Annotated in this window: 11 protein-coding genes; 4 read left to right on the top strand and 7 right to left on the bottom strand. The window is 37.0% G+C overall.

Features of this window, described 5'->3' with window-relative positions:
* Window positions 1–25 precede the first annotated feature (25 nt).
* The 3 genes from REI64_RS15610 to REI64_RS15600 all read left to right on the top strand — a co-directional run bounded on the left by REI64_RS15610 (window position 26) and on the right by REI64_RS15600 (window position 5,270).
* Window positions 26–469: a PaaI family thioesterase gene (locus REI64_RS15610; RefSeq protein WP_308851073.1), complete on the top strand. Its 444-nt coding sequence runs from the start codon at window positions 26–28 to the stop codon at window positions 467–469.
* 96 nt (window positions 470–565) lie between these two features.
* Entirely contained in the window at window positions 566–3,793 is a 3,228-nt protein-coding gene (locus tag REI64_RS15605; protein ID WP_308851072.1) for a TonB-dependent receptor, read from the top strand.
* Window positions 3,794–3,812: 19 nt separating this feature from the next.
* On the top strand, window positions 3,813–5,270 hold the full coding sequence (locus REI64_RS15600) for a RagB/SusD family nutrient uptake outer membrane protein (RefSeq protein WP_308851071.1): 1,458 nt from the start codon (window positions 3,813–3,815) through the stop codon (window positions 5,268–5,270).
* A gap of 69 nt (window positions 5,271–5,339) precedes the next feature.
* Here the strand turns inward: REI64_RS15600 and REI64_RS15595 are convergent, their stop codons facing one another.
* The 5 genes from REI64_RS15595 to REI64_RS15575 all read right to left on the bottom strand — a co-directional run bounded on the left by REI64_RS15595 (window position 5,340) and on the right by REI64_RS15575 (window position 14,968).
* Window positions 5,340–6,617: a nucleoside recognition domain-containing protein gene (locus tag REI64_RS15595; protein WP_308851070.1), complete on the bottom strand. Its 1,278-nt coding sequence runs from the start codon at window positions 6,615–6,617 to the stop codon at window positions 5,340–5,342.
* Window positions 6,618–6,777: 160 nt separating this feature from the next.
* On the bottom strand, window positions 6,778–7,938 hold the full coding sequence (locus REI64_RS15590; RefSeq protein ID WP_308851069.1) for a M14 family zinc carboxypeptidase: 1,161 nt from the start codon (window positions 7,936–7,938) through the stop codon (window positions 6,778–6,780).
* Between the two features lie 146 nt (window positions 7,939–8,084).
* On the bottom strand, window positions 8,085–10,982 hold the full coding sequence (locus REI64_RS15585) for a prolyl oligopeptidase family serine peptidase (protein ID WP_308851068.1): 2,898 nt from the start codon (window positions 10,980–10,982) through the stop codon (window positions 8,085–8,087).
* Between the two features lie 557 nt (window positions 10,983–11,539).
* A complete protein-coding gene (gene yidC / locus REI64_RS15580; RefSeq protein ID WP_308851067.1) occupies window positions 11,540–13,330 on the bottom strand; it encodes a membrane protein insertase YidC in 1,791 nt (596 codons plus the stop codon).
* 21 nt (window positions 13,331–13,351) lie between these two features.
* On the bottom strand, window positions 13,352–14,968 hold the full coding sequence (locus REI64_RS15575) for a CTP synthase (RefSeq protein ID WP_308851066.1): 1,617 nt from the start codon (window positions 14,966–14,968) through the stop codon (window positions 13,352–13,354).
* A gap of 445 nt (window positions 14,969–15,413) precedes the next feature.
* On the opposite strand from REI64_RS15575, the gene REI64_RS15570 reads away from it, so the two are divergent.
* A complete protein-coding gene (locus tag REI64_RS15570; protein ID WP_308851065.1) occupies window positions 15,414–15,959 on the top strand; it encodes a transposase in 546 nt (181 codons plus the stop codon).
* 94 nt (window positions 15,960–16,053) lie between these two features.
* Here the strand turns inward: REI64_RS15570 and REI64_RS15565 are convergent, their stop codons facing one another.
* Together REI64_RS15565 and surE are read right to left on the bottom strand one after the other, a co-directional pair.
* The gene (locus REI64_RS15565; RefSeq protein ID WP_308851064.1) at window positions 16,054–16,755 is read right to left on the bottom strand and encodes an SDR family oxidoreductase; all 702 of its coding nucleotides are present in this window, start codon (window positions 16,753–16,755) and stop codon (window positions 16,054–16,056) included.
* A 79-nt stretch (window positions 16,756–16,834) separates the two neighbouring features.
* Complete coding sequence (gene surE / locus REI64_RS15560) at window positions 16,835–17,596, bottom strand: 5'/3'-nucleotidase SurE (RefSeq protein ID WP_308851063.1); 762 nt, start codon at window positions 17,594–17,596, stop codon at window positions 16,835–16,837.
* Window positions 17,597–17,646 lie beyond the last annotated feature (50 nt).

Here is a 17,646-nt window from a genome sequence, read left to right as displayed (position 1 = left end):
TCTGTTTTTTCTTTAAATTTAATGAATGGAACAAGAAAATAACACTAATGATAGATTAAAAGTTTTCCAATCGTTTATTGGTAGAGAGGTAGTGCAGTCGCCATCTAACTTTATGAATTGGTTAAGACCTACGGTAATTAGTGCCGAAAAAGGGAGTTTGCATTGTAGTTACATAGTTAGAAAAGAAATGACCAATCCGTATGGTATTTTGCATGGTGGCATTACTGCTGGTATTATTGATGATCTTATTGGTGCAACAGTTTTTACACTTGGGTTGAAAAATGTTTATACTACGGTGAATAATAATATCGATTATTTTGCTCCAGCAAAAGAAGGAGATGTGATAACCGCAAAAACAAGCATTGTTAAACAAGGGAAAGTGATAATTAACCTTGAATGCGAAGTTTATTTGCCTTCGAAACGTGGAATAATTGCTAAAGGGTGTTCTAATATGTTAAATATTGGATGATATTTAACAATTTTCAACAAAAAATATTGGTTTATGATGTAGTTTGCGTAATTGTGCGTATATTCAATTATACAATCAACTAACAATTAACAAACTATGAACAGAAAATTTACACTAACCTTGTTAGGGTTCTTGCTGTTAGCCATGGTTACCTATGCTCAAAAAGCAGTTAAGGGTAAGGTAACTGATGCTGCCGATGGACAAGGGATTCCTGGAGTAAGTGTGTCGGTTAAGGGACAAACTGGCAACACTGTAGCAACCAACAACGATGGAACGTTTACCATCACAGTCCCGACTAATAATTCGATATTAGTTTTCAGCTATATCGGATACGAAACAAAAGAAATGGCTGTAGGCACGCAGTCAACCATTAATGTGGGGCTTTCTGCAAGTGACCAAGTACTTGACGAAGTAATGGTGGTAGCTTATGGTACCGCTAAGAGAAGTACCTTTACTGGTTCGGCATCAGTAGTAAGTGCAGAGAAAATTAAAGAAATGCCTAATACTTCATTTCAGAACAGTTTAGTAGGTAGGGCAGCTGGCGTTCAAGTAACTCAGACTTCTGGGCAAGCTGGTTCTACACCAAGCATTCGTATTAGAGGTATCGGATCTATTAACGCTTCAAATGAGCCATTGTATGTTATAGATGGAGTTCCAGTTATTTCAGGGAATTCGGGTCAGATGAGTGACTATACAATGGCCACTAACAACGTAATGAACACGATCAATCCAGCCGATATTGAAAGTATCACTATTCTAAAAGATGCTGCAGCTGCCTCCTTATACGGATCTCGTGCTGCAAATGGTGTTGTAATTGTTACTACAAAGAAAGGAAAATCTGGCAAGCCGAAGGTAGAATTTAGAACCTCTTTAGGTTTAACGCCTACGTGGGCAACTGATAATTATGAAACTGCTAGTACGCAGGAACAGATCAATATGTTATATAGCATACTTTATGATTCTCGTATTGCCGCAGGTAGAACACCACAGCAAGCTAACGAGCAGACATTGATGCGACTTAATTCTAGAAACTGGACGCCCGGATCATCTTATGGTCTTCCAACAACATCATATGGTTTTGGAATACACGGCTACGAATTTTCAACGCAAGGAACCAGCATGCAAGAAAATGTGATCATTAAAGGTAAAACTGATGGTGTAGAAAACAGAGATGGTAAGTTTTATGATTGGGATAATGCTTTGTTTAGGACAGCGCAGTATCAAACTAATGATTTAGCAGTAAGTGGTGGCGATGAAAATACTAAGTATTATACTTCGCTATCATATACCAAAGACCAAAGTAGAATTCGAATTAACGAGTTTGACCGTATCACAGGAAGAATTAACTTATCTCAAAAAGTAGGTAAGATTTTTGAATTTGGAGCTAATGTGAATATCGCTAGGTCTACACAGGTGGGTTTTAATGATACAAGAAATACAAATTCTAACTATTTTATGCAAACTAGAAACTTATTCTGGGGTTTCTATTGGCCAACAGATTATAAAACAGGTCAACCATATACCCCTAGATATAATAGTTTTGCACAAAACAATATTTTTTATGATAACGAATGGAATAATAATTCTGTAACTAAAAGAATTAGTGCTAGTCCTTATTTGCAGTTAAACATTTTGCCAGAGTTAAACGTAAAGTCAATTTTCTCTTACGATAATTCTCAAATTACTGATCATATTTATTATAGTGCAGCTCACTATAATGGAGCTGGGACAAATGGTTCTGTAAATGATATGACTACAAACGAAAACAAGGTAGTTTCTTCTACGACTCTAAATTATAACAAAACATTTGGTGATAATGGACTAAGCTTTTTAGCTGGTTTCGAAACTGAGAAAAACGTTACCGATTTTCAAAGAGCTACAGGTACTGACTTGCCCACAAGTTCGCTACAAACAGTAGCTACTGCAGGTATTCAAAGTGCAAGTTCTTACGAATGGGGTAACTCATTAGTATCAGGTCTTGCAAGGTTAGAATATAACTATAAACAAAAATATTTTTTATCAAGTTCTTACAGAAGAGACGGTTCCTCTAGGTTACACCCAGATACTAGATGGAGCAATTTTTTCTCAGTAGGTGGTTCGTGGCTGTTAAGTAGTGAAAACTTTATGAAAAGTGCTTCGTTTGTAGATAATTTGAGATTGAGAGCTTCTTATGGAACAAATGGAACATTCCCATCTGCCAATTACGGTTGGAGAGCCCTATTAACATATAGTGCGAAATATAACACACAGGCAGGTGGTACTTTAAATTCAATTCCTGATAAGGAGTTGAAATGGGAAAAAAACTATGCTACCAATATTGCTTTAGAATTTGGGTTATTTAAACGTATCACAGGTACAATAGAATATTTTAATAGAGACACTAGAGACTTATTGTTAGATGTAGACGTATCAAGAGTTACAGGGACATCTTCCGTACTAAAAAATATAGGTTCTATCAATAATAAGGGTATTGAAATAGATTTGAATGCAGACATATTGAATAAAAAAGATTTTAAATGGTCTGCCGGAGTAAATGCATCATTTTTATCTTCAAAAGTAACCGAGTTATATAGACCTGAGGGAGCTACAACAGGAAATGAATTTTTAAGAAATGATCCTACGGGTGGAGATAATAGAGCTTTATTTATTTATAGGGAAGGAGCTTCTACACTTAGCTTTTATGGTATAGAGTGGGCAGGTGTGCATCCAGACAATGGTCGGAATGTTTGGTATGTAAATGGAGCCACTCCAACTACAGGAGATTTCATTTATAATGGCCGAGGTGCTACTTACGCTTTTGCTAATGCTAATAGAAAAATAATAGGTGATGGTATTCCTGACGTTTTTGGTGGAATTAACACTACCGTAGAATACAAAGGAGTAAGCCTAGGTTTAGTGTTTAATTACAAAATAGGCGGTAATATTTATGACGGCGCTTACAAAGATGTAGCAGATGATGGCTACTATTGGGAGAGAGTTAGAGCAAAAAGCTACTACGATAATATGTGGACTCCACAAAATACTTCTGGTACCTTGCCGCTATTAAGTGGAGCTGACTTAACAGATCCAATGCAATTTAGTACAAGACAGCTACATGATGCATCTTTCTTAAGACTTAAGAATATTCTGTTGGCTTATCGTCTGCCAGCTAATTTAGTTTCTAAAGTCGGTGCCTCTAGCGCAAGGATTTACTTTAACGGAACAAACTTGTTGACGTTTTCTAAATATAAAGAGGCAGATCCAGAAGTTAATAATTGGAGTACTAGAGGCTGGGAAACACCTTTCGGTAAAACATACACTTTTGGTTTAGAATTTGGTTTTTAATGATTGCTAGTATAACGAAATGAAAAAGATTAAAATAATTTTGATGGGTCTACTGGTAATCAGTTTATCATCATGTAAAGATTTCTTGGATATGACGCCTACCAATTCTGCAGATGCGGATCAGGCAATTAAAACTCCAAAAGACGCTGCTGTTGTTATAAATGGTATCATGCGTTCAATGACATCATCCAGTTATTATGGTAGAGATTTCTTGCTATATGGCGACGCCAAAGGAGGAGACTTTACCGTGTTCTCGCAAGGTAGGGGTTCGGATGGATTATATACCTTTAATCATGCGGCCAACATAGGCAGTTATGCCAGTTTCTGGTCTCAGATTTACTATTGTATTTTGCAAGTGAACAATTTACTGGAAAATATAGAAAAGCAAGAAGCCTCGGGTGTAACTGGTTTCAATACAATTAAAGGACAGGCTTTAACTGCTAGAGCAATGATGTATTTTGATTTGGTACGTTTATATGGAAAAGTTTATGATCAAGATAAAAGTGCATTTGGCGTACCTTTAGTACTTACAAAACTTACTACCGATGTACAACCATTGAGAGCAACCGTAGAGCAAAATTATATTCAAATTGTAAAAGATTTAACTGATGCAGCTCCACTATTGCCAAAAACAAAAATAAATGGCTACATTAATTATTACGCTAATAAAGCAACCCTAGCAAAGGTTTATCTGTATATGAAATCATACGGAGAGGCATTGACTGCTGCAGAAGAAGTAATTAATGCGCCTTCGATGTACACTTTATATACTAACGCAAATTGGGTAAGCTCTTGGACCACTCAATACGGCTCCGAGTCTATCTTTGAACTAGCAATGGTTCCATTAGAAAATGACCTTGGTAATTCTTCTTTGGGTATATATCATCGTAGAAGAAGTCATGGTGTAACGGCGGCATTAGGTTTTTTCGTAGCTAGCGACTACTTTATTGCTAGACTAAATCAAGATGCTGCGGATGTTAGAAAGGGTGTTATGGCTGCCGATGAAATTAGTACCACACGTATGGGTGCGCTTTACAAATACAGTGGCAACACAGCCCTTGCCGGAGATGGAAAGGCTGGTAATAGTACTGCTGTTAATATTAAGGTAATTAGATTGTCTGAGGTGTATCTTATTGCAGCTGAGGCAGCATTAATTTCAGATCCAGCAAAAGCGGTTGGTTATTTAAATGCAATTCGCAAAAGAGCGCCTAATTTAGCCCCCGCAACAGCTGGTACAATTAACTTGGATATGATCTTACAAGAGCGTAGCAAAGAGCTTTATGGAGAAGGACATCGTTTTTTCGATATGATGAGAACAAATCAAACTATAGAGTTTAATGACGAAGTGGGTGCTCTTAGCGTTCCGCACAGAACAAAAACTATTAATAGAACGTTTTATAAAACAATTTTGCCAATCGGCGATGCAGAACTAAATGCTAACCCACCAATTAGGGCACAACAAAATCCAGGGTACTAATAATACATAATATCACAAAAAACGTCCCGAAAAATTTTCGGGACGTTTTTTGTTTAAAATATTTAGTGATTAAGCATTACCAAAAAATAGATAACACAAACCAATTGCGGTACAAATACCAACAAAATCTGCTAATAACATAGACCAAACCGTGTACCTGCTATTTTTAACATTTACAGCGCCAAAATAAACTGCAATAACGTAGAACGTAGTATCAGAAGAGCCTTGTAAAATAGCAGCTAAACGACCTGCAAACGAATCTGCTCCGTGAGTAGTCATCGTATCAATCATCATCCCTCTAGCACCACTGCCACTTAAAGGCTTAATTAGTGCAGTAGGGATTCCATCGATAAATCTTGTATCAGCACCTAAGACAGCAAAAACATTCTTAAAACCGTCAATTACAATTTCAAAAGTGCCACTAGTTCTTAGTAGGCTAATGGCAATCAGCATTCCTACTAGATAGGGTATAATCCTAATTGCAGTATCAAATCCGCCTTTAGCACCTTCTACAAAAGCGTCAAAAATATCAATGCGTTTATATAATCCGCCTAGTACGATAGACACAAAGATCAATAACATCAAGCCATTGCTTAACAAGCCAGAGAAAGATTGTAGGCCAGCGGTATTTAAGTTTACCACATACAACACCATTAAGGCTATTACTGCCGAAATGCTACCCACCCAAGCAATAATTACAGGTTGGAAAAGATTAATTTTTTGTTTGATGGAAACGATAATCATTGCGGCCATAGTGGCTACAAAGGTCGCAATCATACAAGGAATGAAAATTTCGGTAGGGTTTGCCGATTTCAAAGTCGCTCTAATGGCAATAATACTCACTGGAATTAATGTTAGCCCCGAAGCATGCAAACACAAAAACATGATCTGCGCATTCGATGCTACCGCTTTGTTTGGGTTGAGTTCTTGCAAACTTTCCATCGCTTTGATGCCAAAAGGAGTAGCTGCGTTGTCTAGACCTAACAGATTGGCAGAAAAATTCATCACCATGTGACCAGTAGCAGGATGACCTTTAGGAACTTCAGGGAAAATTTTAGAGAAGAATGGCCCGATAACACGAGACAGCAAGCGAATACCTCCAGCTTTTTCTGCAATACTCATAAAGCCCATAAATAAGGCCATTACACCAATTAAACCAATGCAGATTTGTACCGCGTTTAAGCTGGTTTGTATCACGCCATCAACTTTTGTAAGGTTGGTTGGGTCGTCGGCTTTGCCAATTACCATCCAGCTAAATATCTCTGTTTGACCAAAGAAGAAGCATTTTATAGAGGCTACCAAAATAGCTACAATAATAAATGCCGACCAAATTCTACTTAATGCCATTTGTGTTTGTTTAGTTTTATGCGTTGAATTTAGTGTTTTTGCGGTATTTTACCACAAATAGTTGCATTAAATTTACCAACTAGCCACAGATACTCAGATTTTAATTTTTGAGTGGAATGTGTATGAAATAATATCTGTGCATCTGTGGCAAAAAAATATATTAAGAGCTGATCTGATTTCCGTTTTTGAACGCTAAAACTGTTTGTGTATTATCAGTTAGTTTGAAGTTGGCTAGTTTATTAAAAACGATTTCACCTTTTATTTCACAATTTTTAGCATCATAAACGTGGTATGCGTCGCAGAAACTCAAATCGCCTATGTCTTGTATGCTGTAACTTTTATAGGTGTTCATTCCGTCTTCGTTCGGGTATTCATCGAAATTGATACCAACACTAACATGAGTTCCATCCAAAACAAGATTATTTATCATGATATGAAAAATCTGTTTGTTGTTTTGTGGTATGGCAAAGTAGTTCGCTGTAGTTTGTTTTTCGTAGCTTTTGCTAGCTATAGAAATTAATCCCGATAGGATAGAAGCGAAGTAATATTTTCTGATATGCTGCTTTTCTGGATCATTTAAGAAACCGCCTGCTTCAATTAAAATGGTAGATGTTCCCGCCTTTTGGAAATTATCGCCAAATGCCCTTGGCTCATATTCATCATCAAACAAGCCGATGTGATGCGGTAAAATTTGATCTAAATCTTGAAACATATCTGCAATAACCAACATTGCATTTTCCCGAACTTCATTTACTGATAATGCTTTATCAAAGGCTGGTGCTAAATAAGAAAGCGTTGCTGGTTTTAAAGTTTCGTCAACGCTCCATAAGGTGGTTTGGTCATGCAAATTGAAGCCGAAATGAGGTTCGAAATCATGTCTTGCCTGTTTTAAAATTTTACCTTCTGGTGTGGCAGTTTGGATAAAATCTCTGTTGATATCAATCTGTTGCGCATTTCTACGAGTGAATATCGCAGCTCCATCAGGGTTTACCATTGGGATGAAAAGAAATTCGCAGCTTTCCCTCATCAGTTTTACGGTGTCATGATCTTGTTGCAGGAAATTGAACAGATCGAACAAAGCCATTGTTCCTGTAGCTTCATTGCCGTGCATTTGGCTCCATAACATCACCTTAGTTTTGCCATCTCCCCATTTAACAGCGTTGATGCTTTTGCCTTTTACCGAGTTGCCGAGTTTTGTTACAGTAAATTGCACAGGTAGCTGGTTAATTAAAGGAATTATGTGTTCGTGTTTAAAAAAACGGTTGGTGAGCGTTTTCTCTTCAAAAGTAGCGTAGTTAGTTAGAATGGTTTGGATGTTCATTTGAAATCAAAATTAAAAAAAATCGCCATTGCTAGAAGAAGAAGTAATCTTTCTTAGTTGGATAGATTGCTTCGTCGTTTCTCTCCTCGCAATGACGACTTGAATAATTGGTAACTGTTAACTGAAAACTACCAGCTGAAAACTGCTTAAGGTTTCTCGTCGGTTAGTTCAAAGCCCCAGGTTTTTCCTTTTTCGGTTGCTGGTACGCCGCCAACCATCCAAACTGGCGCTTTAGCACCTTTTAAATAGTGATCGAAGAACTGTTGCTCACGAATTTGGATATCTTTTCTGTTTTGACGTTGTACCAAGTTGTGCGCTTCATTGTTATAATTAAGCAACCAAACCGGCTTACCCAAACGTTTTAAACCAGTAAACATCTCAATACCTTGATACCAAGGCACAGCTCCATCAGCATCGTTGTGCATTACTACAACCGGGGTATTTACTTTAGGGAAGTTGAACAACGGAGAGTTTTGAATATATAACTCAGGTTTTTCCCATAAAGTTGCACCAATTCTACTTTGTGTTTTTTCGTATTGGAACTGACGGTTCATACCACTTTCCCAGCGGATACCCCCGTAAGCAGATGTCATGTTCACCACAGGTGCGCCAGCCCAAGCAGCAGCATACATATTGGTTACTGTAATTAAATGAGCTACTTGGTAACCACCCCAGCTTTGTCCCTGGATACCGATTTTTGTGCCGTCTACCCAAGCGTTTTTCTTTAAGTGCTCTACACCAGAATTAATAAACTCCTCAGCAGATTTACCCGGATAACCAGTTTCGTAGCTGATATCTGGTGCAAAAACTAAATAACCATTGCTCACGAAGAACGGAATGTTTAAACGCGATGGCGTAGGGGCAGGCGCTTGATAAGAATAAAGTCCATCAGAAAGTTTCTCATAGAAATAAACAATCATCGGGTATTTCTTATTTGGATCGAAATCTTCTGGTTTGTACAAAATACCTTGAGATTTATAACCTTTTGGCGTAGTCCAACTTACCAACTCGCTGGTACCCCAATTGTAGTTAGCCTGTTGAGGATTGGTACTGCTTAATTTGGTAGCTGTTTTAAAATCCTTCGACAAATAAACGTCAGGAGATTGAATGTAACTTCCTTTATCGTAGATGAATAAGGTTGCATCTTTTGCTTTAACCAACGATGAAAATTTAGCTTTTTCCATAGCTAGCTGTTCTGGAAGTTTATTATCGTTAATCGCTTTGCGGAAAATGCCGTTCTCTTTTGTAACGTTATTTAAAGCATCAAAATAAAGTACTTCATTCTTTTTGAAGAAACGGTCGTCGCTGTTGCCTCCAGTATTTCTAAACCCGCCCAATACTCGGTCTGAACCAACGCCAATTCGTGATACACGTAGTGTGATATTGTTAGAACGACCGTAACCGATAGTTACATTTTTAGGAGCAGATTTACCGTCTGGAGAGAATGCCCAAACATCATAACGGTCGTTGATTAGCACTGATTTATCATCTTCAGTCCAGCCAGCTAAGCCGTAGCTTCTTGCGTAATCTGGTACATCGTTTTCTTCATCTGCAAATTTTACGCTCATGTTGTTGTTTAACAAGGTTACTTTGCCAGTAGTTACTTGGTAAGTATACCAGTTGCCATTTTCGTTGTTAAAATAAAGTACATATTGGCCACCGGGCGAAGCCATAGCTTGTCCAATTAGTCCATCGATGATTTTTTTGCGGCTACCGTTTTTAACATCTACCAAATAGTAATCTCTCTTGCTGCTTCCGGTCCACTGTGTAGCGGCACGGTTGCCGAAATCTGTAGATGCGAGTACATAAGGCGAATCGCCTTCGTTAATTAAAGATGCATCTTGTAATTTTACATCTGTTAAAGGAATAACTTTAGGATCAGAGCTGTAAATATCAATTACACTCAAATAACTTCTTTTTGATTCCCTATCTGCATTCTTTAATTGAATAGTTTGCAGATAATCATCCTTATAACCCCAAATATCTAGCTTAGCATTTTCAAACTCTACTAATGTGGTGTCTTTTGGAAGTTTTTGAGGAGCAATACCGAAGAACAATTTGCTGCCATCTTTGCTGAAATTTAATCTACCATCTGCACTAACTACATATTTGCTAGGTAAACCAGCAATTTCGTTATCAACTAAAACCTGTGCGGTGTCTAAGCTTAACGAGTTGAAATAAACGTTATAATCTTTAATTTCTTTTTTCTCTGGATCAGTTTCGCCTAAAAATGCTAGGTGTTCACTATCTTCATCAAATGTAAAACCTTTAAAAGTGCCTTTGTCTTTTACAAGTGTTTTCAAGGTCCATTTTTCAGTGTCTAACAAGAAAACACCATGTTTAGCTGTAGCGTCTTTTTTAGAACCAGATGCTGCAAATACTAAAAGTTTGCCATTTTTGCTAAAAGCATAATCAGTTACATATTTGTAGGTTTTTTCTACACCAGTAGTCAGGTTTTTAACTATAAGATCACTACCTTCTTTACTTGCAGCGCCGCCGGCTGCAGGTTCATCTGCTATAAAATCTCCATCGTTTTTTTCTGGCGCAGCCGATGATGGTCTTGCTTTTTTTGAAGTATCTAATGGTTTTTCTAAGTTATATGCAATAATTGCAGCACCTTTATCTGGAAATGAAAAAGACTTTACACGAGGAACTTTAGTGATATTCAAAGTAGTCAGATTCACAATCGCCAAAGTGTCTTTGGTCATTTCATCTGGCTTTTTCTTTTTGATTTTTGCTTGTCTAACATCTTTAAATAATGGCTTAACAGCTAGTGCGGCAAATTTAGAATCGTTGCTGAAAGACAAATTGGTACCTCTAGCTACGGTTAGTTTTCTACCAGTTGGAATTAGGGTTTCTTGAAAATAAAGATTTCCATCGCCTTCTTGCGGACTAACAATGTAACTTGCCCAAGCGCCGTTATTGGTTAGTTGTTTGCTACCAACCGATTGCCAGGCGTCGTAAACACTGTGGTCTAGTGGTTTTTTCTGCGCAAAAACAGCACTGCTGATCAGCACAAAAAACAAAAAGAGTTTCTTTTGCATGTTATTTTATAAATAAATTTTATTTGTTGGTTAAATTATTCTAAAAATCGTAATTAATAGAACTTAAAGCAAATGTTAAGGGAAATATTACAAAGTTTAATCAACGCGTCATTGCGAGGCACGAAGCAATCTTAAAGCATTATGTCGTTTTGTCGAAAAGAGGAAGCTGTTAACATAATGCTACTTTTTTCAGTTCATTTCTCCTTCAGTTGGTGTTATCACCAACTGAAACATAAATGTGTAGAATTATCGTTTAAACGGTAGTCCGTCATTTCGAAGATAGGAGAAATCTAATGCTTTGAAATTTTTCCTTGGTTTGTATCGTCATTAACTGAAACATTATTTTTGTTTCGGTTTAGGTTATCACCGACTAAAATGAATTAGCATTGTTGGTGATAACACCAACAATAGGCAGAAGAAGCTGTTAACATAATGCTACTTTTTCAGTTCATTAAGGATAAAGGAAAGATTGCTTCTTACCTCGCAATGAGGAGTTAGTTCCATAAAAAAAGCACCATTGCTGGTGCTTTCTGTATTATTGTTTTGTTTTGTTGTTGCTATTTTTTCTTTTGGTTAGCCTGCTGCTGTTGCTGACGCATGTAGTCTTCTAAGCGAGCTTGGAAACCAGATTTCTTTTTCTCTACTTTTGGCTTCGCCTTATTCTCTTGCAAAATGGCGTGGATTTTATCATCATTTACCATCTTTCTAATTAAAAACTGTTGCAAGAAGGTAAGCATGTTTGCCAAGAAATAGTAATAGTTTAATCCTGATGGATAGCTGTTTAGAACCCCTAGGAAAATGATTGGCATAATGTAACCAATGTATTTCATTTGTCCTGTAGCACCAGAAATTTGATTGTTAAAGTAAGTGTAGATCAATGTAGAAATGGTCATCAAAATACACATCAAACTTAAGTGGTCGCCAATAAAAGGAATGTTGAAACCGAAGTTGATGAAGTTATCGTAAGTCGACAAATCTTTCATCCACAAGAAGCTTTCTCCTCTTAATTCAAACAAGTTAGGGAAGAAGAAGAAGAATGCCATTACAAACGGTAATTGTAGCAACATAGGCAAACAACCACCCAATGGATTTACACCAACTTGCTTGTACAATTTCAAATATTCCTGTTGTAAAAGGGTAGGGTTGTCTTCACCAACTTTAGCTTTGATCTCATCCATTTCTGGTTTTAAAACTCTCATTTTAGCCATAGAAACGTACGATTTGTAAGTTAATGGCGACATTGCAAGTTTCAAGAGAATGGTTAAGACTAAGATGATTAAGCCATAACCCCAGTTAAATCCTTCTAAAAAGTTAAACACAGGTAATACCACAAAACGGTTAATGTATTTTAATGGCCAGTAACCTAAATCTACCTGTTTTTCTATTTCGTGACCTTGTGCTTTTAGCGTACTGAACTTGTTGGTTCCGAAATAGAACTTGAAGTTATAATTTTGAGCCGCTAATTGATTAAATGGCATTTGCATATTAGCACCATACCATTTAATTTTCCCTGGTTCTGTAGATACTTTTGTCTCCAAATTACCTTTTTCGAAAGGAACAGACGGAATTAAAACTGCAGAGAAGAAGTGTTGTTTGAATGAAAACCATTCAATTTTACCTTCTGTCAATTCTTTTTTCTCGTCTTTATGTAAATCTAAATGATCTGGAGTTTCTTCTACATATTTAAAGTACGGTCCAGAGTGCTCTTGCTCTTTCTTCGCATCTTTTTCTTGCTGTAATAATGTAGTTTCCCAATTTAAGTTTACACTATTACCTTGCACAACTTGGTTTAAACCATTTAGGTTAATATTGAAATCGACATTGTTACCTTCTGTAGGGAGTGTGTAAACGAAATCTACATATTTATCTGCACTGTAATTGGCACGCATGGTAACGCCATTGCCAGTTTTGGTAGCAGTAAAATATAAATCGTTAGTATTGGTGATTTTACCACCGATATTTAGATTAAGACCGAATTTATTTTGGTTGCCGTCAAATAAGATTAGCGGCTTGCCAGTGTAGGTTTTTTCGTTTTTAACTTCAACCGATCGGATTTTGCCACCTAAATTGCTTAAAGTAACTTTTAGGTTTTCGTTTTCAAGTACGGTAGCTTGTTCTGTGCCAGTAAGATTTGTGCCAAATGGCCCTTGAAGTGCTGCTGTGTCGACAGTTTTTACCACTTCTACAGCGGGTTGTGTTTTTGCAGGAGTTTTTTTGCCTGCATTTGCGATCGAGTCTTGTACCTGTTTTTCTCTTTTGATTTCGGCTTCAGATGGTCTCATAAAGAACACACCACCAGCTAAAATAATCATGATTAGGAACAGACCCGTAAAGGTATTTCTATCCATTATTTGTTTTTGATACTGCTTTTAATTCGTTTTCTTTTTTGCATGCTCCATTGCAGCGGCCACAAATTTAATAAAAAGTGGGTGAGGATTAGCAACTGTTGATTTTAATTCTGGATGGAACTGCCCACCTACAAAAAATGGATGGTTTTTCAATTCCACAATTTCTACTAATTTACTTTCTGGGTTGATACCTGAAGCAATCATTCCAGCAGCTTCGTATTGCGCTAAATATTCGTTGTTAAATTCGTAACGGTGGCGATGTCTTTCAGAAATATGTTGTTTTCCATAAGCAGCAAAAGCTTTGGTACCTTTCTTGATATCACAAGGATAAGCACCTAAACGCATGGTACCGCCTTTTGTAGTAATACTTTTTTGCTCTTCCATCATATTAATTACCTGGTGAGGCGCATTTTCGTCGATTTCGGTAGTGTTAGCATCTTTTAATCCTAAAACATTTCTGCCAAACTCAATTACGCAACATTGCATACCTAAACAGATGCCGAAGAAAGGAACATTATTCTCTCTTACATATTTAATGGCGTCAATTTTTCCTTCAATACCACGACTACCGAAACCAGGAGCAACCAGTACGCCATCTAAATGACCTAATTTCTCTTTTACGTTATCAGCATAGATACTTTCAGATGGAATGTATTCTACACGAACTTTACATTCGTTTTTTGCACCAGCATGAATAAATGCTTCAGTAATAGATTTATAAGCGTCAGGTAACTCCACATATTTCCCTACTAAACCTAATTTAACCTCAGAAGTTGGGTTTTTCAAACGACCTAAGAAATCTTTCCAGCTTTCCATATCAGGATCTGCCTTAGTAGGAAGTTTCAGTTTACTTAGTACAGTTTTATCCAATTGCTCTTTGTACATCAATAATGGTACATCATAAATGGTAGATGCATCCATAGATTCGACTACCGCGTTGATGTTAACGTTACAGAATAAAGCAATTTTTCTTCTAATATCTTGACTTATTGGGTGTTCTGTCCTGCAAACCAAAATATCCGGCTGGATGCCGTATTCCAATAATGCTTTAACAGAGTGTTGCGTAGGTTTGGTTTTTAACTCGCCTGCAGCAGCTAGATATGGAACTAAAGTTAAGTGAATTACCAAAGCATTGTTGTTGCCTTCTTCCCACTTAAACTGACGAACAGCCTCTACGAAAGGTAATGATTCGATATCGCCAACTGTACCACCAATTTCTGTAATGACGATATCGTATTCGCCACTTTCACCCAAAATACGCATGTTGCGTTTAATTTCATCAGTGATGTGAGGTACTACCTGTACGGTTTTACCTAAAAATTCGCCCTGACGTTCCTTATTAATTACGTTTTGGTAAATACGGCCAGTGGTGATGTTGTTGGCTTGAGAAGTAGGAACATTCAAGAAACGCTCATAGTGACCTAAGTCTAAATCTGTTTCTGCGCCGTCTTCAGTTACAAAACATTCGCCGTGCTCGTAAGGGTTCAATGTTCCTGGATCAATATTGATATAAGGGTCGAACTTTTGGATGGTTACTCGGTAACCTCTGGCTTGTAAAAGTTTAGCTAAAGATGCGGAAATGATGCCTTTTCCTAACGAGGAAGTAACACCGCCCGTAACAAAAATATACTTAGTCATGGATGAATTTTTGCTGCAACAAATACATTTTGTTGCTTTTTGTACGGGATACAAAGGTAAGAAAATATTGCTTGTGTTTCTGTGCTGTTGATAATATATTTTTTGCAGCGGCAATACGTTGACCTACAAATGATAATACAAATGTAGGGTCTGTTTATAATTTTTTGAAGGGCATAGAAAAGCCACAGATGCACAGATTTCTTTGAAAAATATTTATCTGTGCATCTGTGGCTAAGAAATCTATTTAGTCCTAGTGGGGCTTACTTCAATTAGAATACAACACGATGTTTTAAAGTTGCAACCTCATTTTAAAATAATTACATTTAGGAGAAAGAGTTTGAAAGGTTGAAGACATCCACCAGTAGTAGTTTATATCGCTCTAAAGTTGGGTGTCCTCACCCAACTTCATTAAATTAATTATGTTTTTAGATGAGGATGAAACAAAATGAACTTATTCCATAGAAGGCAAGGTCAAATGACCAATGATGTGATATATTTTTTCACAGCGACAATTAATAATTTCTATCCGTTACTAAACAATGATCAAATTAAAACGTTAATCATTGATTCACTTTCTCACTTGGTTAAAAATAATTTGGCAGTTGTTTATGCTTTTGTCATTATGCCTAACCACATCCATTTGATTTGGAAAACCTTAGGTAATAATGGAAATGAAACGACAGTTGGCAGTTTTATGAAATTTACAGCACATCAATTTCAAAAATATTTGAGAACTTTTGAGCCTAATAAATTGGATTTATACAAATCAAACGTTAGCGATAGAAGTTACCATTTTTGGAAAAGAGATCCGCTTGCTATTCCTTTAAGCAGTATTAATATTTTAGAACAGAAGTTAAGCTATATACATAGAAATCCTTTGCAAGAAAAATGGAAGTTGACTGATTTGGAAGAGGATTATAGGTGGAGCAGTGCTAAGTTTTACGAAAAAGGGATTGACGAATTTGGTATACTTACTCATCATAGAGATTAATATGTTGTTGGTATTGAAAGAATTGGTGGGTGGGGACACCCACCAATAGAACTAGAGTTCTAAAGTTGGGTGTCTTCACCTAACTTATTTCAATCTATTTAGTCCTAGTTGGTCTAACTTCAATTTTTGAAGGAAGCACATTCGGATTTAAATTCAGTAAATCAACCACCATCTGACCTAAATCTTCTGGTTGTATTTTCCAGCCATCTGCATCATTTGGTTGGTGACCGTTAAAATGAGAAGTTACAGAACCCGGCATAATGGTAGTGGTTTTCACATCGTATTCTCTCAAATCTAACATCGCTGCTTGGGTAAAACCAACCACGCCAAATTTAGAAGCATTGTAACCAGCGCCGCCTGCAAAGAAATTAGTTCCTGCTAAACTTGCGATAGAAATATAATAACCTTTATTAGCTTTCAGTTGTTCAACGGTAGCTTTTAAGGTATGGAAAACACCCGTTAAGTTCGTATCAATCATCGCATTCCAATCCTCTAAACTTAGCTGATCTATAGGGCCAAACTTGCCTACTCCAGCATTGGCAATCACAATATCCAACTTCCCAAACTTCTCCACTATAGTTGCAACTGCAGCTTCTTCATCAGTGTAATCAGCTACATTAGAGGAAATGGCTAAAACATTTTCACTGCTTAACTCTTCAGCAGCTTTTTCTACATCTGCTAAATTTCTACCCGAAATTGCCACTTTTAAACCTGCATCAACCAATGCTTTAGCAATTCCAAATCCTATCCCTTTTGTACCGCCTGTAATGTAGGCTACTTTATTTTCTAAACTCATAAATTCTAAATAAAATTGAAATCAAAAGTGCGAAATCAATATGTATTCAATGTTTTTTGTATGTAAAATAAGCTAACAGTTAACTAGTGCCAAGTCCTTGATAGCCGATAACATCATCGGTGCCTAACTTTTCTTTCAATCGTTGTTCGTCAGTTAAATCTAGCCTTAATGGAGTTATAGATACGTAGTTGCGTTCCATAGCCCATCTGTCACTGTTTTCTTCAGCTTGTTCTAATGATCTTACCGAGATCCAAAAGTTTCTTCTGCCCATTGGATCTTCACTTGGAATAACCGTACCGTCGTATAAAGCAACCGACTGTCTGGTCCATTTAATGCCGGTAGGTTTTTTAGGGAAATTGATATTGTACAAAGCAATTTCATCTGTCTCCAATAATTTGGTTAAGCATTGCTCAACAAATGGTTTAAGCGTGTCGAAATCTGGTTCTGTATTACCTACAGGTGTACTTAAGGCAATTCCCTTAACACCAAAAAGTACAGCTTGTTTTGCTGCTGCCAATGTGCCAGAGTGCCACATCGCATTACCTAAATTGGGTCCCATATTAATGCCTGATAAAACAACATCTGTGTCGGGATACATGTGTAAACCCAAGGCTACGCAATCGGCAGGTGTACCATTTACACGGAAAGCTTCAATTCCTTCAAATGTTATGGGTGATTTTTTATAAGTCAATGGTCTAGAATGAGTAATGGCATGGCCCATTGAAGATTGTTCTACGTCTGGCGCAACCACTCGTACAGTTCCAAATTTCAATGCTGTTTGTGCTAAAGCCGCTATCCCCGGACTATATATACCGTCGTCGTTTGTGATTAAGATATTCATATTCATTAATTTTTGGTGATGTATTAAAAACTATTGTAGACTGTTATTGT

Source organism: Pedobacter sp., from assembly GCF_031119335.1.
Taxonomy (GTDB): Bacteria; Bacteroidota; Bacteroidia; order Sphingobacteriales; family Sphingobacteriaceae; genus Pedobacter.
Note: the sequence above shows the minus strand (reverse complement) of the source record. Positions and strands in the feature narration are given on the sequence as shown.